Source organism: Haloactinopolyspora alba (assembly GCF_003014555.1).
GTDB classification, from domain to species: domain Bacteria; phylum Actinomycetota; class Actinomycetes; order Jiangellales; family Jiangellaceae; genus Haloactinopolyspora; species Haloactinopolyspora alba.
The window spans coordinates 21,156-40,546 of sequence record NZ_PYGE01000029.1 but is presented as its reverse complement, the minus strand read 5'-3'; the positions used below and the strand labels follow the sequence as shown (position 1 = coordinate 40,546).

Annotated in this window: 16 protein-coding genes; 7 read left to right on the top strand and 9 right to left on the bottom strand. The window is 72.6% G+C overall.

From position 1 onward, the window contains the following. Window positions 1-23: 23 nt before the first annotated feature. The gene (locus CLV30_RS24405) at window positions 24-2,186 is read left to right on the top strand and encodes a heavy metal translocating P-type ATPase (RefSeq protein ID WP_106539862.1); all 2,163 of its coding nucleotides are present in this window, start codon (window positions 24-26) and stop codon (window positions 2,184-2,186) included. Between the two features lie 54 nt (window positions 2,187-2,240). Here the strand turns inward: CLV30_RS24405 and CLV30_RS24400 are convergent, their stop codons facing one another. From CLV30_RS24400 to CLV30_RS24385, 4 genes are all read right to left on the bottom strand, one after another. Beyond that, a complete protein-coding gene (locus CLV30_RS24400) occupies window positions 2,241-2,867 on the bottom strand; it encodes a DUF305 domain-containing protein (RefSeq protein ID WP_106539861.1) in 627 nt (208 codons plus the stop codon). A 54-nt stretch (window positions 2,868-2,921) separates the two neighbouring features. Continuing rightward, window positions 2,922-3,344 (bottom strand): hypothetical protein, encoded by a 423-nt coding sequence (locus CLV30_RS24395; protein ID WP_129710966.1) that lies wholly within the window; start codon window positions 3,342-3,344, stop codon window positions 2,922-2,924. Window positions 3,345-3,410: 66 nt separating this feature from the next. Next, window positions 3,411-4,343, bottom strand: coding sequence for a serine hydrolase (locus CLV30_RS24390; RefSeq protein WP_165358567.1), 933 nt, complete (start codon window positions 4,341-4,343; stop codon window positions 3,411-3,413). Next, window positions 4,340-5,251 carry a LysR family transcriptional regulator gene (locus tag CLV30_RS24385; protein ID WP_165358568.1) on the bottom strand — a complete coding sequence of 304 codons (912 nt, stop codon included), beginning with the start codon at window positions 5,249-5,251 and terminating at the stop codon, window positions 4,340-4,342. Before CLV30_RS24385 ends, CLV30_RS24390 begins: the two co-directional genes overlap by 4 nt. A gap of 157 nt (window positions 5,252-5,408) precedes the next feature. On the opposite strand from CLV30_RS24385, the gene bla reads away from it, so the two are divergent. Genes bla through CLV30_RS24370 form a run of 3 tightly spaced genes read left to right on the top strand, consistent with a single transcriptional unit; the run spans window position 5,409 to window position 9,354 of the window. Beyond that, window positions 5,409-6,380: a class A beta-lactamase gene (gene bla / locus CLV30_RS24380; RefSeq protein WP_106539857.1), complete on the top strand. Its 972-nt coding sequence runs from the start codon at window positions 5,409-5,411 to the stop codon at window positions 6,378-6,380. Between the two features lie 11 nt (window positions 6,381-6,391). Beyond that, on the top strand, window positions 6,392-7,279 hold the full coding sequence (locus CLV30_RS24375; protein WP_129710967.1) for a hypothetical protein: 888 nt from the start codon (window positions 6,392-6,394) through the stop codon (window positions 7,277-7,279). A gap of 38 nt (window positions 7,280-7,317) precedes the next feature. Then, on the top strand, window positions 7,318-9,354 hold the full coding sequence (locus CLV30_RS24370) for a penicillin-binding transpeptidase domain-containing protein (RefSeq protein WP_106539872.1): 2,037 nt from the start codon (window positions 7,318-7,320) through the stop codon (window positions 9,352-9,354). A 144-nt stretch (window positions 9,355-9,498) separates the two neighbouring features. Here CLV30_RS24370 and CLV30_RS24365 read toward each other — a convergent pair whose 3' ends face one another. After that, on the bottom strand, window positions 9,499-10,749 hold the full coding sequence (locus CLV30_RS24365; RefSeq protein WP_106539855.1) for a pyrophosphate--fructose-6-phosphate 1-phosphotransferase: 1,251 nt from the start codon (window positions 10,747-10,749) through the stop codon (window positions 9,499-9,501). A gap of 153 nt (window positions 10,750-10,902) precedes the next feature. Between CLV30_RS24365 and CLV30_RS24360 the strand changes: the two genes are divergently transcribed. Both CLV30_RS24360 and CLV30_RS24355 read left to right on the top strand, forming a co-directional pair. Continuing rightward, window positions 10,903-12,264 carry a class II 3-deoxy-7-phosphoheptulonate synthase gene (locus CLV30_RS24360; RefSeq protein ID WP_211300113.1) on the top strand — a complete coding sequence of 454 codons (1,362 nt, stop codon included), beginning with the start codon at window positions 10,903-10,905 and terminating at the stop codon, window positions 12,262-12,264. Between the two features lie 105 nt (window positions 12,265-12,369). Continuing rightward, window positions 12,370-13,392 (top strand): threonine aldolase family protein, encoded by a 1,023-nt coding sequence (locus tag CLV30_RS24355; RefSeq protein WP_106539854.1) that lies wholly within the window; start codon window positions 12,370-12,372, stop codon window positions 13,390-13,392. 362 nt (window positions 13,393-13,754) lie between these two features. On the opposite strand, the gene aroF is transcribed toward CLV30_RS24355, so the two are convergent. The 3 genes from aroF to CLV30_RS24340 all read right to left on the bottom strand — a co-directional run bounded on the left by aroF (window position 13,755) and on the right by CLV30_RS24340 (window position 18,106). Then, on the bottom strand, window positions 13,755-14,807 hold the full coding sequence (aroF, locus tag CLV30_RS24350; protein WP_106539853.1) for a 3-deoxy-7-phosphoheptulonate synthase: 1,053 nt from the start codon (window positions 14,805-14,807) through the stop codon (window positions 13,755-13,757). Between the two features lie 101 nt (window positions 14,808-14,908). Further along, on the bottom strand, window positions 14,909-15,808 hold the full coding sequence (locus CLV30_RS24345) for a deoxyribonuclease IV (protein WP_106539852.1): 900 nt from the start codon (window positions 15,806-15,808) through the stop codon (window positions 14,909-14,911). Between the two features lie 33 nt (window positions 15,809-15,841). Further along, complete coding sequence (locus CLV30_RS24340; protein ID WP_106539851.1) at window positions 15,842-18,106, bottom strand: Stk1 family PASTA domain-containing Ser/Thr kinase; 2,265 nt, start codon at window positions 18,104-18,106, stop codon at window positions 15,842-15,844. A 119-nt stretch (window positions 18,107-18,225) separates the two neighbouring features. On the opposite strand from CLV30_RS24340, the gene CLV30_RS24335 reads away from it, so the two are divergent. After that, window positions 18,226-18,861, top strand: a complete 636-nt coding sequence (locus CLV30_RS24335; protein ID WP_165358569.1) for an SseB family protein — start codon at window positions 18,226-18,228, stop codon at window positions 18,859-18,861. Between the two features lie 30 nt (window positions 18,862-18,891). Here CLV30_RS24335 and CLV30_RS24330 read toward each other — a convergent pair whose 3' ends face one another. Beyond that, on the bottom strand, window positions 18,892-19,239 hold the full coding sequence (locus CLV30_RS24330) for a DUF1844 domain-containing protein (protein WP_106539849.1): 348 nt from the start codon (window positions 19,237-19,239) through the stop codon (window positions 18,892-18,894). Window positions 19,240-19,391 lie beyond the last annotated feature (152 nt).

The window sequence follows — 19,391 nt, the reverse complement described above, 5'->3', positions numbered from 1 at the left end:
AACCCGAGCGAAAGGTGCGAGCCATGGATCAGCGGCGATCGGCGCCGGCGATTTCTGCCGGACGACACGCCTCCGGCGATGACGGCGACGAGGACGCGCCGATCGGCCCCACCGGGCATCAGGGGCACGGAGACGACGGCCACGAGCAGCATGCCGGCCACGAAAGCCACGACGGCCACGACCAGCATGCCGGACACGGGGACCACGGCGGCATGTTCCGCGAGAAGTTCTGGGTCAGCCTCGTGCTGTCGATCCCGGTCGTCCTTCTCAGCCCGATGGTCGGCGATCTGTTCGGCTACGATCCGCCGTCCTGGGGCGCGTGGATCCCGCCGGTGCTCGGGACCGTTCTGTTCTTTTACGGCGGATGGCCGTTCCTGACCGGTGCGCGCACCGAGATCCGGAACCGCCGACCCGGCATGATGACCCTGATCGCGTTGGCGATCGTGGTGGCTTTCGTCGCGAGCGGGCTCACCTCACTCGGCATCGGCGGCTTCGACCTGGACTTCTGGTGGGAGCTCGCGCTGCTGATCGTGATCATGCTCCTCGGGCACTGGCTGGAGATGCGAGCGCTCGGCCAGGCATCGGGGGCGCTCGACGCGTTGGCGGAGCTGCTGCCGGACACCGCGGAGCGATTCCGCCCGGCGCAGGCCGGTTCCGGCGGTGTGCGCGCGGAGACCGTCGAAGAAGTCGCTCTGTCCGACCTCCGGGTGGACGACCTGGTGCTGGTGCGCTCTGGTGGCCGGATCCCCGCCGACGGCACCGTGCTGGAAGGGACGGCCGAGGTCGACGAGTCCACGGTGACCGGCGAGTCGGCGACCGTGTCGCGAGGCCCGGGGGACCGGGTTGTGGCCGGGACGGTGGCCACCGACACGTCGCTGCGCGTCACGGTGGCGGCGGTGGGCGACGACACCGCATTGGCGGGCATCCGGCGCCTGGTGGAGGACGCGCAGGCGTCTCGGTCACGGGCGCAGGCGCTTGCCGACCGTGCGGCCGCGTACCTGTTCTGGTTCGCGCTCGCGTCGGGCGTCGTCACGTTCGTGGTGTGGATGCTGCTCGGCGACGCCTCGCAGGCCGTCGAGCGGACCGTGACGGTGCTGATCATCGCCTGCCCGCATGCGTTGGGGCTGGCGATCCCGCTGGTCATCGCGATATCCACGGCGATGTCGGCGCGCGCTGGCATCCTGGTGAAGGACCGTCTGGCGCTGGAGCGGATGCGAAGCGTCGACGCGGTCCTGTTCGACAAGACCGGCACGCTCACCCTGGGCCGACCGGCCGTCGCGGGCGTCGCGTCCACCGGCGGCGTGACCGACGACGACGTTCTGGCGCTGGCCGCGGCGGTGGAGTACCAATCCGAGCACCCACTCGCCAAGGCGGTCGTCGCCGCTGCCCGGGAGCGCGGCGAGGTGCCTGCGGCGACGCAGTTCCGGTCGTCGACCGGTAGGGGCGTGCGCGCGGTGGTCGACGGGGAGGCCGTTGCCGTCGGCGGGCCGGCGCTGCTGCGCGAACACGATCTCGTCGTTCCAGAGCCGTTGACCGGCAGCGTCTCGGCGTGGGCGGATGCAGGGTCGACGGTGTTGTACGTCGTCCGTGACGGGGCCGTCGTCGGGACGATCGCCGTGGCGGACGAGATCCGTGCCGAGTCTCGCCAGGCGATCGACGCGTTGCACGCCGAGGGGGTGCGCGTGGTGATGGTCACCGGCGATGCGCGGACGGTGGCGGACTCCGTCGCGGCCGAGCTCGGCGTGGACGAGGTTTTCGCCGAGGTGCTGCCACAGGACAAGGACGCCGCCGTCGTCGAACTGCAGGGACGCGGCCTGTCGGTGGCGATGGTCGGCGACGGTGTGAACGACGCGCCGGCTCTCGCGCGCGCCGACGTGGGCCTGGCCATCGGCGCGGGTACCGATGTCGCCGTCGAGTCCGCCGGCGTCGTCTTGGCCTCCGATGATCCTCGAGGCGTGCTGTCGGCGAGGCGGTTGTCGCAGGCCGGATACCGAAAGATGGTCCAGAACCTGGTCTGGGCGAGCGGTTACAACCTGCTGGCCGTGCCGCTGGCTGCCGGGGTGCTGGCGCCCGTCGGGTTCGTCCTGCCGCCCGCGGTCGGGGCGGTGGCGATGACCGCGTCGACGATCGTCGTGGCTGTCAACGCCCAGTTGCTGCGTCGACTGGATCTGCGTCCGTCCCGCTGATCATCGGCACTTTCGTGCGCATTCGACGGAAAGTGCCGATGATCACGAGAGGGGTCAGCCGTGATCACCACGGTGCAGCATGTCGTTCATCCGGTCGATCTCCGCGCGCTGGGCGGCGATGATCTCTTCGGCCAGGGCGCGCGCCTCGCTGTTGGTGCCGTTCGCGAGCTCACGTTCGGCCATCGTGACGGCGCCCTCGTGGTGTTCGACCATCATGACCAGCCACCGGCGTTCGAACGCCGGCCCGGAGGAGCGCTCCAGGCTCGTCATGTCGCCGGCGGACATCATCCCGGACATCGGCGCGGTGCCGGGCGGGGTCGGGCGGCCCGCCGGGAACCGGCCGGCATCCGGCGGTGCGGCGTCCCACCGGCGGAGCAACGCCGTCAACGTGTCGATCTCGGGCTGTTGCGCGGCCTCGACCTCGGCGGCAAGGTCGACGAGGTCGGGGCTGACGTCCCGGCCGGGCACCATCCGTGCCATCTCGAGTGCCTGCTCGTGATGCGGGATCATCGCTCGCGCGAACTCGACGTCGGCGGAATCTGCCGTCTCGCCGGCGTCGGCTGTCTCGCCGGCGTCGGCCGTCGAGCGGCTGTCGGCCGGACTGGTGTCGTCGGCGCAACCGGTGAACACCGTGGCTGCGACGAGGGCGCATGCGGACAGGGTGCGGTACGGGTGTGGCATCTGTGCTCCGTCTCGGATGAGTGACGTGCGGTTCGGCTCGGCTGGGCCGAACCGTCACGTCCGCATCACGCACAGGCGCAGCAGGAGTGCTGTGCCGTGCGGGAGCACCGGTCCGTGGACCTGCACCCGGTATGCGAGACCACCCTGGGCAGCACCGGAGACGGCGTCCCAGGCACGGCGCAACACGGCGTGGCGGCCGAGGAGCGCGCCGGCGACGACGGTGACGACAGCCAGGCACAGGTGCAGCAGCGCACTGTCGTGACCGTCGCGCTCGGTGAAACCGGATCTGGACGCGGCGTCCTGGTGCGGGCCGGCCGATTCCGAGGTGGCGACAGCGGACGTCGCTGCGGTCGTGACGTTGTACGCGGGGGCTTCCGGCGAGTGCTCGACGTCGGCGACGTGGTGCATGACGACGATGCCGAACACGACGACGGCGAGAGCCACCAGCCGCCCCACCGGTCGTCGCGCTGCCCGCACGAGCAGAGAGTACCGACCGGCGCGGCCTCCGCGTCGCCGCGGGCCCCGGAGATCGCCCGCCCGGTGTCAGAGCCGGAGGACGTCGACGGCGGCCCGTGCGGCACGGCCGATGGCCCGCTCGGCCTCCGGCTGGTGTGTGGCCGCGACGGTGGACGCGGTCAGCGCGGCGACGGCGATCCGGTCGCCGGTGGACGTCTCGACCACCCCGGCCTCGTGGCGCAGGTTCAGGAACGTGCCGGTCTTGCTCCGCACCGTGATCGAGTCCGTCGTGAGCTCCGCGACCATGCGGTGCCGGCTCGCCTGCTGGCCCAGCAGCTCCCGGAGCCGCCCGGTCGCCGCGGGCACGCTGATCGCGTCCGTCCAGATCCGGGCGAACAGGGCGACCAGGCCGCGCGCGGTGCCACGGGTGGCCGAAGCGATGTCGAGGGTCGGCAGCACGTGCCCGCCGCCGTCGGTGGTGGCGCGTACGGCGAGCTCGAGTGCGAGCGCAGGGTCGTCCGGCGCGACCGCTCTGGCGGCCTCGTAGAAGACCCGCATCGGGTGCCGGACGACGATGCCACCGCATCCCCACTCCTGCAGCGCCCTGGTGACGTGGACCGGAGGCACCAGCTCGAACACCGCGTCCGCGGCGGCGTTGTCGCTGACGGCGAGCATCATGTAGAGCAGGTCCTCGAGCGCGATGCGGCTCGGGTGCCGGAACGCCGCGACACCGGTCGGGCCGTGCGTGGCCGTCGCGGGGTCGATGTCGAGTTGTTGTGCGGCGTCCAACTCGCCCCGGGCGACGAGGTCGAGCGTCACCAGCGCGAGCGGGACCTTGCTGACCGACGCGAGCGCGTACGGCGTGTCCGCGCCGAACCCCAGCTCCTCGCCGGTGTCGATGTTGCGGGCGCAGAACCCGCCGCGCAGCCCTGCGTCCGCCCAGTCGCGCTCGATCTCGTGTGCGGCCTGCACCGCCTCGCCCGCGAAGCCGTACGGGCCCGACGACGCCGTGGTGGTCACAGGGCCTCCTGACGGGTGGGGTCGGCGACGGCGCTCGTGGCCGAGAGCCCGGCTGCGAGCGCCAGCGCCGGGAACGCGGAGCGGACCGTGGCCGAGTCGACCGGCGAGCCGGAAGCCACCGAGTAGGTGCGGCGCAGGACGACGTCGCCGAGTGGCCGCCAGTGCAGGCCGAGTGCGTCAGCCCGAGCCTGTGTGCACAGCACGGCGTCACCGTGTTCCAGAGCGTTCGTCATCGCCTGTGTGGGTGTGGTGTCGGCGCGGACCTGATCGTCACGGAGTCCGGCCGCTCGAGCTGCCCGCCGTAGCGGGTCGCGGACCCACGGCACGTCGTCCTCGGCGTCGAGGTGCAGCGCGCGTGGCCGGCCGTGCTCGCTCGCGGTGCGACGGAGCTGATCGAGGTGGACGCGCCGGCCGCGCAGATCGTCGGTGGCCGTGCCGGCGCCTAGCTCGGCGCCGATCTCCTCCTCGTCGGTCGGGCAGGGGAGCACCGCGATGTCGAGGCGTCCCATGCGCAGCAACGAGGCGCGGTCCGCGGCATCGTGCTCGGAGAACGTCACGGCCAGCCCGGCCGCTGCGGCCGCTCGCCGCGCGGCGACCAGCGTCCGGGGGTCGGTCCCTGGAGGGACGCCGACGACGAGTCCGGCGGCCATGGTGCTCCGCGCCAGTTCGTACAGGTGATCCGTCCGCGCCAGCAGGTCGGCGGCGTGCGGGAGTAGCGTGCGTCCCAGTTCGGTCAGGTCGACCTGCCGCGACGTACGGTGCAGCAGCGTCCCGCCGAGGTGTTTCTCCAGCGCGGCGATTCGCCGGCTGACCACCGGCTGCGGCGCCCCGCATGTCTCCGCCCCGCGGGTGAAGCTGCGTGCCTCGGCGACAGCGACGAAGGCGTGCAGATGGGCGAGGAGGTCCACGCTGCAACCATACATATTCGGTATCGACCGGTGACAGTTGCGTCTTGGACATCGGTGCAGCGCTGCTGCGATCGTCAACTCGACCGTGAGGCGTCTCGGCCGCGAGGCGTCTCGGCCGTGAGCCGACCAGCATGTCCGTACTGCCGCAGGAGAACCGATGGACCAACGCCGCACCAGCTTCCACCGAACCGGCCTCGACCCGAGCCGCCGCAGCCTCCTGCGGCTCGGTGCCGCGGCGCCCCTGACCCTTCCCGCCGCCGGACTCGTGACCACAGGGGTCGCCGCGGAACCGGCTCCCGGCACGACGCGCGCCGACGACGTCCTGGCCCGTGGGATCGCCGGATCCACGGACGACGCCGTACACCGGCTCGAGCGTGCGTACGACACCACGATCGGGTTGGCGGCGGCCAACCTCGCCACCGGAGCACGTCTCGTCCACCGGGCCGGAGACCGGTTCCCGATCCTGTCCGTGTTCAAGACCCTCGCCGTGGCGGCGGTCCTGCGCGACCACGACCTGCACGGCGAGACGCTGCGCCGGAGAGTGTGGTTCCCGCCGGCGGACGTTCTCGAGTACGCCCCCGTCGCCTCCGAACACGTCGACACCGGCATGACGATCGAGCAGATGTGCGCCGCCGTCCTGCATCTCAGCGACAACACCGCCGGCAATCTGCTGCTGCGAGAGGTCGGCGGCCCGCAGGGGCAGACCGCGTTCGTGCGCAGCCTCGGTGACCGCACCACCAGGCTGGACCGGTGGGAGGTCGCGCTCAACACCGCGATCCCGGGGGACGTGCGCGACACCACGTCGCCCGCGGCGATCGCGCGGACGTTCGCTCGTCTGCTCACCGGGACCGCGTTGCACCGGCACGACCGCGCCCGCCTGCGGCAGTGGATGCTGGAGAACCGGACGGGGGACGCGCGCCTCCGCGCCGGCCTGCCGGACGGCTGGCGCGTGGCAGACCGGACCGGAACCGGGGCGTACGGGACCGCCAACGACGTCGGCGTCGCATGGAACCCCGCCGGCGAGCCGGTCGTGATCGCGGCGCTGACCCGGCGGGACGATCAGGACGCGACCGCCGACGAAACGGTGCTGGCCGACGTCGCCGGCCTGGTGGCCGAGCGGATCGGCTGAGAACGGCCCCAATGCGCAGGAGCCGAGCCGTCGCGATGGCCGCCGCCGTCACGGTGGCGGCGGTCGTGGCGGCGGCCGTGACGGACGGGCACCAGGGCGTGACCGTCGAGCCGGCCACCCCGCGCACCGGCATGCCCGCCGATTCCGCCGGCCAGATCCCGGACGAGCCGACCGATGACGACGTGCGGTTCCTGGACGATTACGCCCGGGAACTCGGCCTGGTCATGTCACGGGCGCGTGGACCGGAACCGGAGGCGTTCGCCCGGCAGGTGGACGGGCCCGGCCCCGATGTACGGACGATGCGGCTGTCCGGCTCGGCCCACGACGGCGGCGCCGAGGTCGTGCTGCGGCTGCGGACCGAACGCACACGCACCGGATGGTTCGGCTCGGTCGAGGCGCGATACCGGGTGAGCGCCTGCTACCGGTGGGTGCTGGGCGAGTCGGTGGACGACTTCCGCCCGGAGCGGTTGTCTGCCTGCCCCGCCGGGCCGCCCGCCGAGTTGGGCCGGGCGCCGGTGGAACCCCGGCTGCCGGACGGACTGTACGACCGGTTGAGCGGCGGGCTGGCTGCGCGGAAAGGGCCGGTGACGCCCGAAGCGCTGCTGGCCGACGTCCGTACGCTGTATGTCGAAGCGGCCCGGGCCGAGCAGCGACGCGGTGGCGTCCGGCCCGAGCGCCTGATCGACGTCGACGACGCGCTGGACCGGCATTCCGTCGTGGTGAAGGGCGAGGCCGTGGGCGTGTCCGTCGGATTCGGGCAGGAGTGCATGATGGTCCGTGCCGCAGCCGGCGAGATCGACGTGTGGGTGCCCGACCGGATCAGCCTGCAACCGGGCGAGATCGGGTGCTCGGCGAGCGCGGCGGCAGCGCCACCGAACGCCCGGACGAGTGGTGGCTGAGCGCCGCCAGGGACTTTGACCAGCATGATCGGAGATCGATGAAGGACATCAACGTGTGGCGGTGCGCCGTGACGGCGTTGGCCGCGGTCGCGGTCGCGGGTGCCGCGGCCGGGTGCAGCGGCCCACCGGACGCGGATCCTGTCGCGGAGCAGCTGGCTTCGGCCGTGGCGAGCGGGGAGTTCGGCGACGTCCCGATGGCCGATGCCGCCGGCGCGGACGTCTCCGCCGCCGTGGCGGATCTGACCGAGGGCATGGACGGCGCGCCGCGCCAGGTGGAGGTCGTGGAGGTACGCGACGACGGCGACGACCGGCGCGCGGTCGACCTCGAGCTGAGCTGGGACGTCGGCGGGCAGGAGCCGTGGACCTACACGACGACGGCCGCGCTGGTGCTGGTGGACGAGCAGTGGCGGGTCGAGTGGTCACCCGACGTCGTCCATCCGGAACTGACCTCGGGTGCTCGCCTGGACGTCGATCGTCAGCAGGCCGAGCGCGGCGACATCGTCGGCGCCGACGGCCAGGTCATCGTCACCGAACGGCCGGTGTACCGGATCGGCGTCGACAAGACCCAGGTGGAGGCGGGCGAGGTCGAGGCGACCGCGCGGGAGCTGGCCGACTTGGTGGGCGTCGACGCGGACGGCCTGGCCGAGCGGGCCGAGGCGGCGGGAGCGAAAGCCTTCGTCGAGGCCATCACGTTTCGTGAGGCCGACGCGGCACCGGTGCTGGGGGCGGTGGCCGAGCTCGACGGCGCGATCGCACTCGACGATACGCTGGCGCTGGCGCCGACGCGGGAGTTCGCCCGGCCGATCCTGGGGACGGTGGGCGAGGCCACGGCGGAGATCATCGAGGAGTCGGACGGGCGGCTCGGCGTCGGCGACGTGGTCGGCCTGTCCGGGTTGCAGCGCCAGTACGACGCGCGGTTGCGCGGCAAGCCGGGCGTCACCGTCCAGATCGTGCTGCCCGACGACGCTGCCGGTGAGTCCGGGTCTGGGTCCGAGTCGGGGTCTGGATCCGAGTCCGGGGCGGAGTCGGGCGAGCCCGTCGTGGTGTACGAGAGTGAGCCGAGCGCGGGCGCCGACCTCACCACCACGCTCGACGTGGAGGTGCAGGACCGGGCCGAGCAGATCCTTGCCGACGTCGATCCGGCCAGCGCCATCGTGGCGGTGCGCCCGTCCGACGGCGCGGTGCTGGCGGCTGCGAGCGGGCCCGGCGGCGAGGGCTACTCGACCGCCACACTCGGCCAGTACGCCCCGGGTTCGACCTTCAAGATCGTGACGTCGTTGGCGCTGCTACGCGCCGGGATGGACCCCGGCACCACGCTCAGCTGTACCCCGACCGTCACCGTCGAGGGCAAGACCTTCGAGAACTACGACGACTATCCTGCCGACGCGGTCGGCGACATCCCGTTGCGCTCGGCCGTCGCGCATTCTTGCAACACCGCGCTCATCGACCGGCACGACACCGTGACGCAGCGCGAACTGGCCGACGCGGCCGGATCGCTGGGGATCGGCGCCGGTCACGACGTCGGTGGTCCGGCGTTCCTGGGAGACGTTCCGGTCGAGGCCGGCGCCACCGAGCACGCAGCGTCGATGATCGGCCAGGGCAAAGTGCTCGCGTCGCCGCTGGCGATGGCCACGATGGCCGCGTCGGTCGCGGCGGGGCGGACCGTGACGCCGGAGCTGGTCGCCGCCGAGGACGCGGCGGGGGACGAGACCGATGACGCGGCGGGGGACGAGGCCGGGGAGGAGCCGACGGCGGCCGAACCGTCGGCGTCGCCGTCGTCGTCCTCGTCCCGGGCGCCGGCCGCTCCGCTCGCACCGGGCGAGGCGGACGTGCTGAGTGAGCTGATGCGGGGCGTGGTCGAGGACGGCAGCGCGAGCTTCCTGGCGGACGTCCCCGGCGACCCCGTCGGCGCGAAGACCGGGACGGCGGAGTACGGCTCCGAGTCGCCGCCGCGAACGCACGCGTGGATGGTCGCCGTGCAGGGTGATCTCGCGGTCGCCGTGTTCGTCGAGGACGGCGAGTCCGGATCGCAAACCGCGGGGCCGTTGCTCGAGGAGTTCCTCACCGACGACTGACCGCGGTTGCGGGCGGCCGCCGGCCGGAACTCCTCGAGCCCCATCACCAGGCTTCTAGGCGCATCACCAGGGTTGCAAGGGTGGTGACGCAGGGAATTCCATGCGGAACGTGATCATGCTGCAGTCGGTTGGTCGGGTGGCGGGTCAGGTGACGGGCTGGCCGATCGCGCCGACGAGGTCGGCGAACCAGGGCGTGGTGGGGTCGAACGACTTGCCGCCCGCGACCCGGTCGAACTCGATCGCGCGCAGCCGGCCGCCGCGGCCCTCGTCGTGCCCGATCAGCCCGCCTTCGTGGCGCAGCGCGCACTCGACCGCCAGGTCCGTGCAGCTCTTGATCAACCGCAGGTCGTCGACGTTCGCGGCAGCCGAGCGGCTGAAGTATCCGCTCTTCTGCACCATGACCTTCTCCGCGCCGAGGCGGGCGGCGAACTGGTCGGCGAACCAGGCGCCCGGGTTGATCTTGTCGAGCTGGACGTGACCGAACGGGTCGCGGGGGACCTCCTCGCCGTTGGCCTCGAGCTCGGCGACGATCGACTCCACGCCCGCACCCTCGGAGAGGAAGATGTTGACGCAGCCGATGTCGTCCATGACACCGCGCAGCCGTCCGGCCTCCGCCTCGATGTCGAGCTTCAGCTCCGGCAGATAGACCGCGTGCACGTCCCAGCGCCGCGGGTCGAGGCCGATCTCGGGCACCCACTCCCGGGTGGCCAGCCAGCCCCGGTACGCACGCGCCGTCGCCGCCGTCAGCCAGCCGCAGTTCCGCCCCATGACCTCGTGGATGATGAGCATCCGCGGGTTGGACGAGTGCTCGGAGACGATGTTGCGCGCGTAGACGGAGCCCTGCTCGGCCGCGGTCCACGCGCCCAGGCTCTGCCGGACGGGCGTGACGTCGTTGTCGACCGTCTTGGGCAGCCCGACGACGGTGAGCCGGTAGTCGTTCTCGCCGAGGTAGTCGGCCAGGCTGGCGGCCATGGTGTTCGTGTCGTCGCCGCCGATGGTGTGCAGCACGTCCACCCCGTCGCGAGTGAGCTGCTCGGCGGCCACGTGCAGCGGATCCTGTCCCTCCTGGACGAGGCCGCGCTTGACGCAGTCGGCGACGTTGGTCAGCTTGACCCGGCTGTTGCCGATGGGGGAGCCGCCGTACCGGTGCAGGCGGGCGGCGGCGGAGCGCACGTCGGGGGTGACGGTGACCGAGCGGCCGGTGAGCAGGCCCGCGTACCCGTCGAGATAGGCGATGATCTCGACATCGGGCGCGATCTCGGTGTAGCGCTCGATCAACCCGCCCACGGCGGAGGACAGACACGGCGCCAGTCCGCCGGCCGTGAGCATGGCGACCTTGCGCACCGGCCGGTCGTCGTGCTCCCGACGAGAGGAGTCCAGCGTGCTCTCGGGCATGGATTCGTGACCTTCTGTCGAAGTTCCAGGGACGTTTCTCGCTACCGCGAACGGGGCATACCCTACCGCCGTGGCCCGGGGCGATACCGGCCCGGCGTCCGCTGCGTGGGCGCTGGTCGGCGTCGTCGCCGGTGAGGCCCTACCCTGGGTCGGGTGAACTCGTCCGAGGACCGTGCCCTGTACTCCGAGCTGACCGAGACCGTCGGCGCCCTGCCCGCGGCGCAACAGCCGCAGTGGCCGCACCGTGACGCCGTCGACGACGCCACCGCCCAGCTGCGCGAGTTGCCGCCGCTGGTGTTCGCCGGCGAGTGCGACCTGCTCACCACGCGGCTGGCGGCGGTCGCGCGCGGCGAGGCGTTCCTGCTGCAGGGCGGCGACTGCGCCGAGACGTTCGCCGGGGTGAGCGCCGAGAACGTGCGCAACAAGCTCAAGACACTTCTGCAGATGGCGATCGTGCTGACGTACGCCGCCAGCGTCCCGGTGGTCAAGGTCGGACGGCTCGCGGGCCAGTACGCCAAGCCGCGCTCCAAGGCCGACGAGATCCGCGACGGCGTGACGCTGCCGGCCTTCCGTGGCGACATCGTGAACGAGTTCGACTTCACCGAGCAGGCGCGGCAGCCGGACCCGGCGCGGATGGTCCGCGCCTACCACGCGTCGGCGGCGACGCTGAACCTCGCCCGCGCGTTCGTCGGCGGCGGCTACGCCGACCTGCACGAGGTCCACTCGTGGAACACCGACTTCGTCCGCACCTCACCGGCCGGGCAGCGCTACGAGCGCCTGGCCGGCCGCATCGACCAGGCGCTGGCGTTCATGAAAGCCATCGAGATCGACAGCGAGCAGCTGCGCACGGTCGAGCTGTACTCCTCGCACGAGGCGCTGCTCCTCGACTACGAGATGGCGCTGACCAGGGTTGACTCCCGGTCCGGGGTGCCGTACGACGTGTCCGGGCACTTCCTGTGGATCGGCGAGCGCAGCCGCCAGCTCGACGGCGCGCACGTGGAGTTCGCCTCCCGGATCACCAACCCGATCGGGGTGAAGGTCGGCCCCACCACGACGCCCGACGAGCTGATGGCGCTGGCCGACAAGCTCGACCCCGAGCGTCGCCCGGGCCGGTTGACGTTCGTCACCCGGATGGGCGCGGGGACCATCCGGGACGCCCTTCCGCCACTGATCCAGAAGGCGGCGGCGAACGGCCTGGTGGCGACCTGGATCTGCGACCCGATGCACGGCAACACGTACGAGGCGCCCAGCGGGCACAAGACACGCCGGTTCGACGACGTGGTTGACGAGGTCCGCGGGTTCTTCGAGGTGCACCGCGGCCTGGGCACGCATCCCGGTGGCCTGCACGTGGAGCTGACCGGCGACGACGTCACCGAGTGCGTCGGCGGTGGCGACCCGATCGCCGAGGACGGGCTGGGCAGCCGCTACGAGACCGTATGCGATCCGCGGCTCAACCGGACCCAGTCGCTCGAGCTGGCCTTCCTCGTCGCCGAACTGCTCGAAGCCGCCCGCTGACCCACCGACCGCGGAACGGTGCCGCGCGCACGGACGCCGAACGGCGGCGGGATCACGCGGGGGCCATGCGGCGGGGCGGCCGCGCAGGACACGTACCCTGATCGCGTGATCGACCTGCGCAGCGACACGGTGACCCGGCCGACCAAGGGCATGCTCGACGCGATGGCGGCGGCGCCGACCGGCGACGACGTGTACGACGAGGATCCGTCGGTGCGGGCGCTGGAGGAGCGCACGGCGGAGCTGCTGGGCCACGAGGCCGGACTGTTCACCGTCTCGGGCTCGCTGGCGAACATGCTGGGGGTGCGGGCCTGGGTCGCGCCCGGCCGGGAGCTGCTGTGTGAGGCCCAGGCGCACGTCGTCCGCGCGGAGCTGGGCGGGCACTCGGCATGGCACGGCGTGACCACCCGGACGTGGACGCACGACCGCGGCGGCGTCGACCTCGAGGCCGTCCGGCGGCTCATGACCCCGGACGCGGGACCGTACCTGGTGTCGACGGCTGCGATCGCGGTGGAGAACACGCACAACTTCGCCGGCGGGACGGTCCATCCACTGGGCGAGCTCGCGGCGCTGCGCGAGCTGGTCGGGGGCACCGGGGTCCGGCTGCACCTGGACGGCGCACGGTTGTGGAACGCGCAGGTGGCTTCGGGTACCCCGGCGGGCGAGTACGCCCGGCTGTTCGACACGGTGTCGGTGTGCCTGTCCAAGGGTCTCGGCGCGCCGGTCGGTTCGGTTCTCGTCGGCCCGGCCGACGTCATCGCCGAGGCCAGGGTGTGGCGCAAGCGGATGGGCGCGGGCTGGCGGCAGGCGGGTGTGCTGGCCGCGGCCGGGTCGTACGCGCTCGACCACCATGTGGAGCGGATGCGCGACGACCACGCGAACGCCAGGCTGATCGCCGCGACGGTGGCCGATGCGGCGCCGTCGGTCGTCGATCCGGCGCGGGTCGAGACGAACATCGTCCTGCTGGACGTCGGCGAGAGCGCGCATCGGCTCGTGGAGGAGGCGAGGGCGGAGGGCGTGCTGACCGGCATCGTCGGCCCGGGCCTGGTGCGTGTCATCACCCATCTCGACGTCGGCGCCGACGACGCACGGCGCGCGGCGGAGGTGCTGGCACGGTTGGCTGAAAGCTGACGAACCTGCCCGAGGCTGACGGACCCGCCGGAGGCTTGCCGCGCCGAGTTTCCGTCGCCCATCCCCGAGGACAGGTGGCCGGAGCAGGGCCGCGAGTCCGAGAAGGAGATCTTCACCTACGACACCGGCCTTCACGCTTCTTCGATCCCGTCGAGATGACGTACGTGGGCGCCGACACGGCCTTACCTTGAAGGCTCGTCACTGACGCAGCCAGGTACTTCGTGTCTCGGGGGTGACATGAAGGCAACTGCTTGCTCTCAGTGTCACCCATCTCTACCGATGGCCGAGCACGGACGCCCGCTACCGCCCGCACACCGGCCCCCCGCGGCAGACGGGCCCGGGAAGCCGGACGGGGGCGAACCTCAGTCGACCGCGTCAGGGGCTGCCGGCTGTCGTTCGGTCGCCGGAACCAGCCGGCGCAGAGCGGAGGCCAGCTCCCGCACGTCCGCGCCGGCCAGGGCCTGCTGGCCCTCACACAGCGCGTTGTCCGGGTCGGCGTGGACGTCGACGAGGATGCCGTCGGCGCCGACGGCGATGGCCGAGCGCGCGAGCGGGAGGACCAGCTCGCGCCGTCCCGCGGAGTGAGTGGGGTCGACGATCACCGGAAGGTGCGACAACCGCTGCACGACCGGGACGGCCGAGATGTCCAGCGTCGTCCGGGTGGATGTTTCGAAGGTGCGGATGCCCCGCTCGCACAGCACGATGTCGAGGTTGCCGCGCTGCGCGACGTACTCCGCGGCCATCAGCCACTCCTCGACCGTGGCCTGGATGCCGCGTTTGAGCAGGACCGGTCTGCCGGCCGCGCCGACGGCTTGCAGCAGGGCGTAGTTCTGCATGTTCCGCGCGCCCACCTGGAGCATGTCGGCGTACGTGCTGACCAGGCCCACGTCGGAGGGATCGATGACCTCGGTGACGACGGGCATGCCGGTGGCCTCGCGGGCTTCGGCCAGGATCCGCAGGCCGGCCTTGCCGAGGCCCTGGAACTCCTGGGGTGACGTCCGCGGCTTGAACGCGCCGCCGCGCAGCAGCGCCGCCCCGGCGGCCTTGGCCATCGCGGCCGCTTCCAGCGTCTGGTCGAGGGACTCGACCGCGCAGGGGCCGGCGATCAGCGCGAACGTGCCGGGCCCGATGGTCACGGGCGGCACGCCGCTGTCCGCGCCGACCTGCACGGTGCTACGGCCGGGCTGGTGATCGGCACTGACCAGCTTGTACGGCGTCGAGACCTGAATGATGTCGGCAACGCCGGGCATGCCGCGCAGGTTGAGCGCGCGGAAGTCGTCGACGTCGCCGATGAGCCCGACGATGGTGCGGTGCAGCCCGCGGCTGACGAACGCCTCACCACCGACCTCCCGGACCCGCGCCACTACCGCGTCGATCTGCGGGTCGCTTGCGTCCGGCGACATCACCACGACCATGACGACTCCTCCGGCTCGGCTGTGCCCTCGATGACGCTAGGCCACGTTTCGCCTGCGGCGGACGTCATGTCCGTACGACAAGACGGTTGGTCACGATGTGGTCACTCCGGACCGGGCCGCTCCGGTACCGGTGCGTGCTCGCGCAACGCGATCAGCGTCGCCAGGTCCTCGGCGTAGGCCTCCGGGCCGCCGGGTGTTTCCAGGACGACCGGCAGGCCGGCCACGGCCGGGTGGTGCAGCAGCTCGCCGAACGGCTCCACGCCGATGTGACCGGCGCCGATGCGCTGGTGCCGGTCGCGGAACGAGCCACAGACGTCCATCGAGTCGTTGGCGTGCACCGCGGCCAGCCGGTCGGCGCCGGCGACCTCGGCCAGCCGGTCCAGGGCCGCGGTCATGCCGCCCGGGACCGCGAGGTCGTGGCCGGCGGCGAACAGGTGACAGGTGTCGAGGCAGACCCGCGCCCGCGGATGCCGGTCCAGCGCGTCCAGGTATCCGGCGAGGTCGTCGACGGTCGCGCACAACGACCGACCCTGGCCGGCCGTGGGCTCCAGCAGCAGATCCGGATCGTCGGGCCCGAGTTCGTCGAGCAGCGGCAGTAGACCCGCGCGGACCTGGCGCATCGCCTGACCGTCGTCGTCCGCGTCGACGCACGAGCCGGTGTGCACGACGACACCGCTGGCGCCGACGTCGCGCCCTCGGCGCAGCGCGTGCGCAACGGACGCCGCGGACCGTTCGTAGGTGTGCGTGGTCGGGCTGCCGAGGTTGATCAGGTACGGGGAATGGACCAGCACGGGCATCTCCGCGGCGCGGGCGGCGTCACGGAAGGCCGCGTCGACCGCGGGATCGCCGGCCGACAGCGCCCAGCCGCGCGGATTGCCCAGGAAGATCTGCACGCTCTCAGCGCCGAGCCGCCGGGCACGGTCCGGGACGGTGGCCAGCTTGCCTTGCGCGGGCAGGTGGGTGCCGAGAGCAGGGGAGGTACGGGTCACGACGCCGATCATCGCAGCCGCGGGAAGACCGTCGAGCGCCCCGGGTCAGAAGTGGTACAGCGTCAGTGTCGACCCATGCGGTTGGGTGCTGCCGGCAGGGTCGACCCGCACGACGCGCGGGTTGCCGTCACCGGGACCGTCGAGGAGGTCGACGCGTTCGACCTCGAAGCCCAGCGCGCGCAGATCGCGCTCGGCCTGGTTGACCCGCACGCCGATCACGCCGGGAATCTGGACCATCTCGGGGCCCTGCGACACGACGAGCTCGACCTGGTCGCCGCGGTGTGCAGTGCCGTCGGCCGGGTCCTGGGAGATGACGAGCCCGGCCGCGACGTCGTCGGAGAACTCCTGAGAGCGGCTGACCTCCAGCCCCGCCTCGCTGAGGGTCGTCTCGGCCTCGTCAGCGGACCGGCCGGTGAAGTCCTCGATCTCGATCGGCTCCGGGCCGCGGCTGACCACCACGCCGACCTCGGTGTCGGGGCGGACCCGCTCGCCGGCTTCGACGGTCTGGGAGACGACGCGCCCCTTGGCGACCTCCGGGTGGTAGACCTCCTCGGTGACACGCACGGTCAGCGGGCGGTCGCCGAGGGCCTGGGTGGCGGCTTCGACGGTGCGTCCGCCGAGGTCGGGAACCTTGTAGCGTTCGGGGCCCTTGGACACGACGTAGGTGATCTCGCCGCCGTCGAGGATCTGCTCGCCCGGGCCCGGATCGGTCTCGACGATCTGGCCCGCCTTGACGGTCTCGGAGAACCGCTCACCGCCGTCGGTCAGGCTGAACCCGCCTTCGGCCGCGGCCGCCTCGGCCTGCGCCGGCGTGAGGTTGAGCAGCGAAGGCGTGGAGGCCCAGCGGCCGGCGCCGAACCACCAGGCGCCGACGGCGACCGCGACGGCCAACAGGAGCACCAGGACGAACATGATCATTCCGCGACGGCTGCGGCGCCGGTCCCGGCGCCTTCCGGGCGCCTGGGACTGCGCTGCCACCGACGTGGGCTCGGCCGAAGCGTCGTCGGGGTCGGCGGCGTCACCCGCTCGGCCGGCCCGGCCGGAATCGCGTCCCGACGTGCCGATGACCCGGGTGCTGGTGCGGCCCGGCGGAGGGGGCGGAGGGTTCGTGGGCGCCCGGCCGGCGGGGGCCGGGCCGGCGGGCACTGAATCGGCGGGCACCGAGTCGACGGGCACTGAATCGGCGGGCACTGAATCGGCGGGCTCGTCACCGGCGAGGTCGTCGCCTTCGGCGCCGGCGGCAGGACCGGCCGCGTCGTCCGCGGTCTCGTCGCCGTCCGCGGCGTCTCCGTCCTCGTCGGCGCCGGCCCGGCCGGATCCGTCGGTGTCTGCCGGAGTCACGAGGTGTCCCGCGAGAACGGTCTCGGCCAGCGCCTCGTCCAGGGTGACCCCGGCGGAGTCGCGCGACTCCGCATGGATCTCGCTGAGCACCATGGCCTCGGTGGCGTCGGGATCGTACGAGTCGTCCCCGGCCAGCCCGGCGCGCACCACCCGGACGGCTTCGAGGAACTCGGCGCAGTCGGCGTAACGCTCGCCGGGCGCACGCGCCGTCGCGGTCTGCACGAGGCGGTCCACGCCGGGCGGCAGCGGAGCCGACTCCGACGGCGGCGGCACGTCCTCGTCGATGTGGCTGCGGACCACGACGAAGTCGGTGGGACCGTCGTGTGGCGGCCGGCCGGTGAGCACCTCGAAGAGCATGATGCCGGCGGAGTAGACGTCCGACCGCGGCGTCGCCTTCTCGCCGAGCGCCTGTTCGGGGGAGATGTAGCTGACGGTGCCGAGCAGGCCTCGCGTCGTCTTGGACGAGCTGCTCACGGCCCGGGCCAGGCCGAAGTCGGCCACCTTGACCCTGCCGTCGTTGCCGACGAGGACGTTCTCGGGCTTGATGTCACGGTGGACGATGCCCGCGCGGTGTGCCGCCGCCAGGGCCGACAGCACGGACTCCGCGACCTCGAGCGCGAGCGCCGCGCCGAGCCGGCCGCGCTCGTGCAGGACGTCGCGCAGCGTCCGGCCCTCGATGTACTCCATGGCCAGGAACACCGCGCCGTCGTCCTCGCCCTGGTCGAAGACGTTGACCACGTTGGGGTCGGACAGTTTGGCCGCCGAGCGTGCCTCACCGATGAACCGTGCGACGAAGTCGTCGTCGGCGGCGAGCTCGGCGTGCATGACCTTGAGCGCGACCAGCCGGTCCAGCCTGGTGTCGACCGCCCGGTAGACGGTGGCCATCCCTCCGCGCGCGAGCAGCGCTTCGATCCGGTACCGGCCGTCGAGCAGGCGGCCGACCGGTGCGTCGGAGACGGAAATGTCCACGGTGGGAGTGTACGGGCCGCGGGCCGCTGAGCCAGGGGAGGACACGGCACGGGTGCCGAAGCAGGTGAGCGGCCGTGTCGGCGTGGTGCGCCGGCCGTGAACCGGTAGTGTCGCGGCACGTGACCTCCGCGCCCCGGGACCCGGCGTCGTCCTCGCCGTTCGGTGACGACGACGGATCGCCCGACCCCGGTGTGACGGACGCGCTGGCAGCGTTCGAACGGGGTGAGGGCGGCTCAGCCGACGTGCTCGCCGCGCTCGCGGCCAGCCGGCTGCTGGTCCCGGTGGTGCCGGTTCCGGACGAGGTGCCCGACGAGGCGCCGGAGGACGCGGGGGAGGACCGCACGCCGCCTCGAACCTCCGGCGGACACGCCGACATGGCCGCGGTCCTCACCACCGGTCGCGACGGCCGACGCGGCCTGTTGGCGTTCACCTGCCTCGACACGATGCACCGATGGGACGCCGGTGCGCGGCCCTCGCCGGTGCCGACCCGCAGCGCCGCCGAGGCCGCCCTGGCCGACGGTGCGGACGCGCTGGTGATCGACCTGGCCGGCCCGGTGATGTTCTCGATCGACGCGCCCGAGCTGCGTTCGCTGGCCTCCGGCTGGCGCCCGCTGGGGACGTGGGCCGGCGCCGGGTCCGCGGAGTCGCGGCGAGCCGAACACTCCGACGGGGAGCAGCGCACGGCGCGGCCGGTGCGGCGCGTCCGGGCCGCCGGCGGGCGCCTCCGGCGCCTCCTGCGCGGTCGCCGACGGTGAACCCAGGGCCGAGGCAGGCCTGGGGCTGGCTCAGGCGCGGACCGTCCCGGTGAACCGTTCACCAGGTCCTTCGCCGTCGGGATCGGGGTGCGGAGACGCCTCGCGGAACGCGAGCTGCAACGTACGCAGCCCGTCGCGCAGGGGAGCGGCGTGATGGTGACCGAGCGCTGGCGCGCCGGCCGTCACCAGGCCCGCGAGCGCGTCGATCAGGGTCCGCGCCTCGTCGAGATCACGATGGTCGGGCAGGTCCTCGGCCAGGCCGAGGTGCACAGCGGCCGCGCTCATCAGGTGCAGGGCGGCGGTCGAGACGACCTCGACCGACGGGACGTCCGCGAGGTCGCGGGTGGCCTGGGTGGGGATGCTCTCGGGCGTGCTCACTCGTGGTAGGGTGTCACACCGAACCGGACTGTTCCGCCTCGACCCTTGGTGGATCAGCCTGCAAGCGGAGACTCTCCCACCCGCAGCGGTCGCCTAGACCGTCGGGTTCCCGGGTCAGGGCGTCCATGGCGGACGTCCGAGTGGTGGTGTGG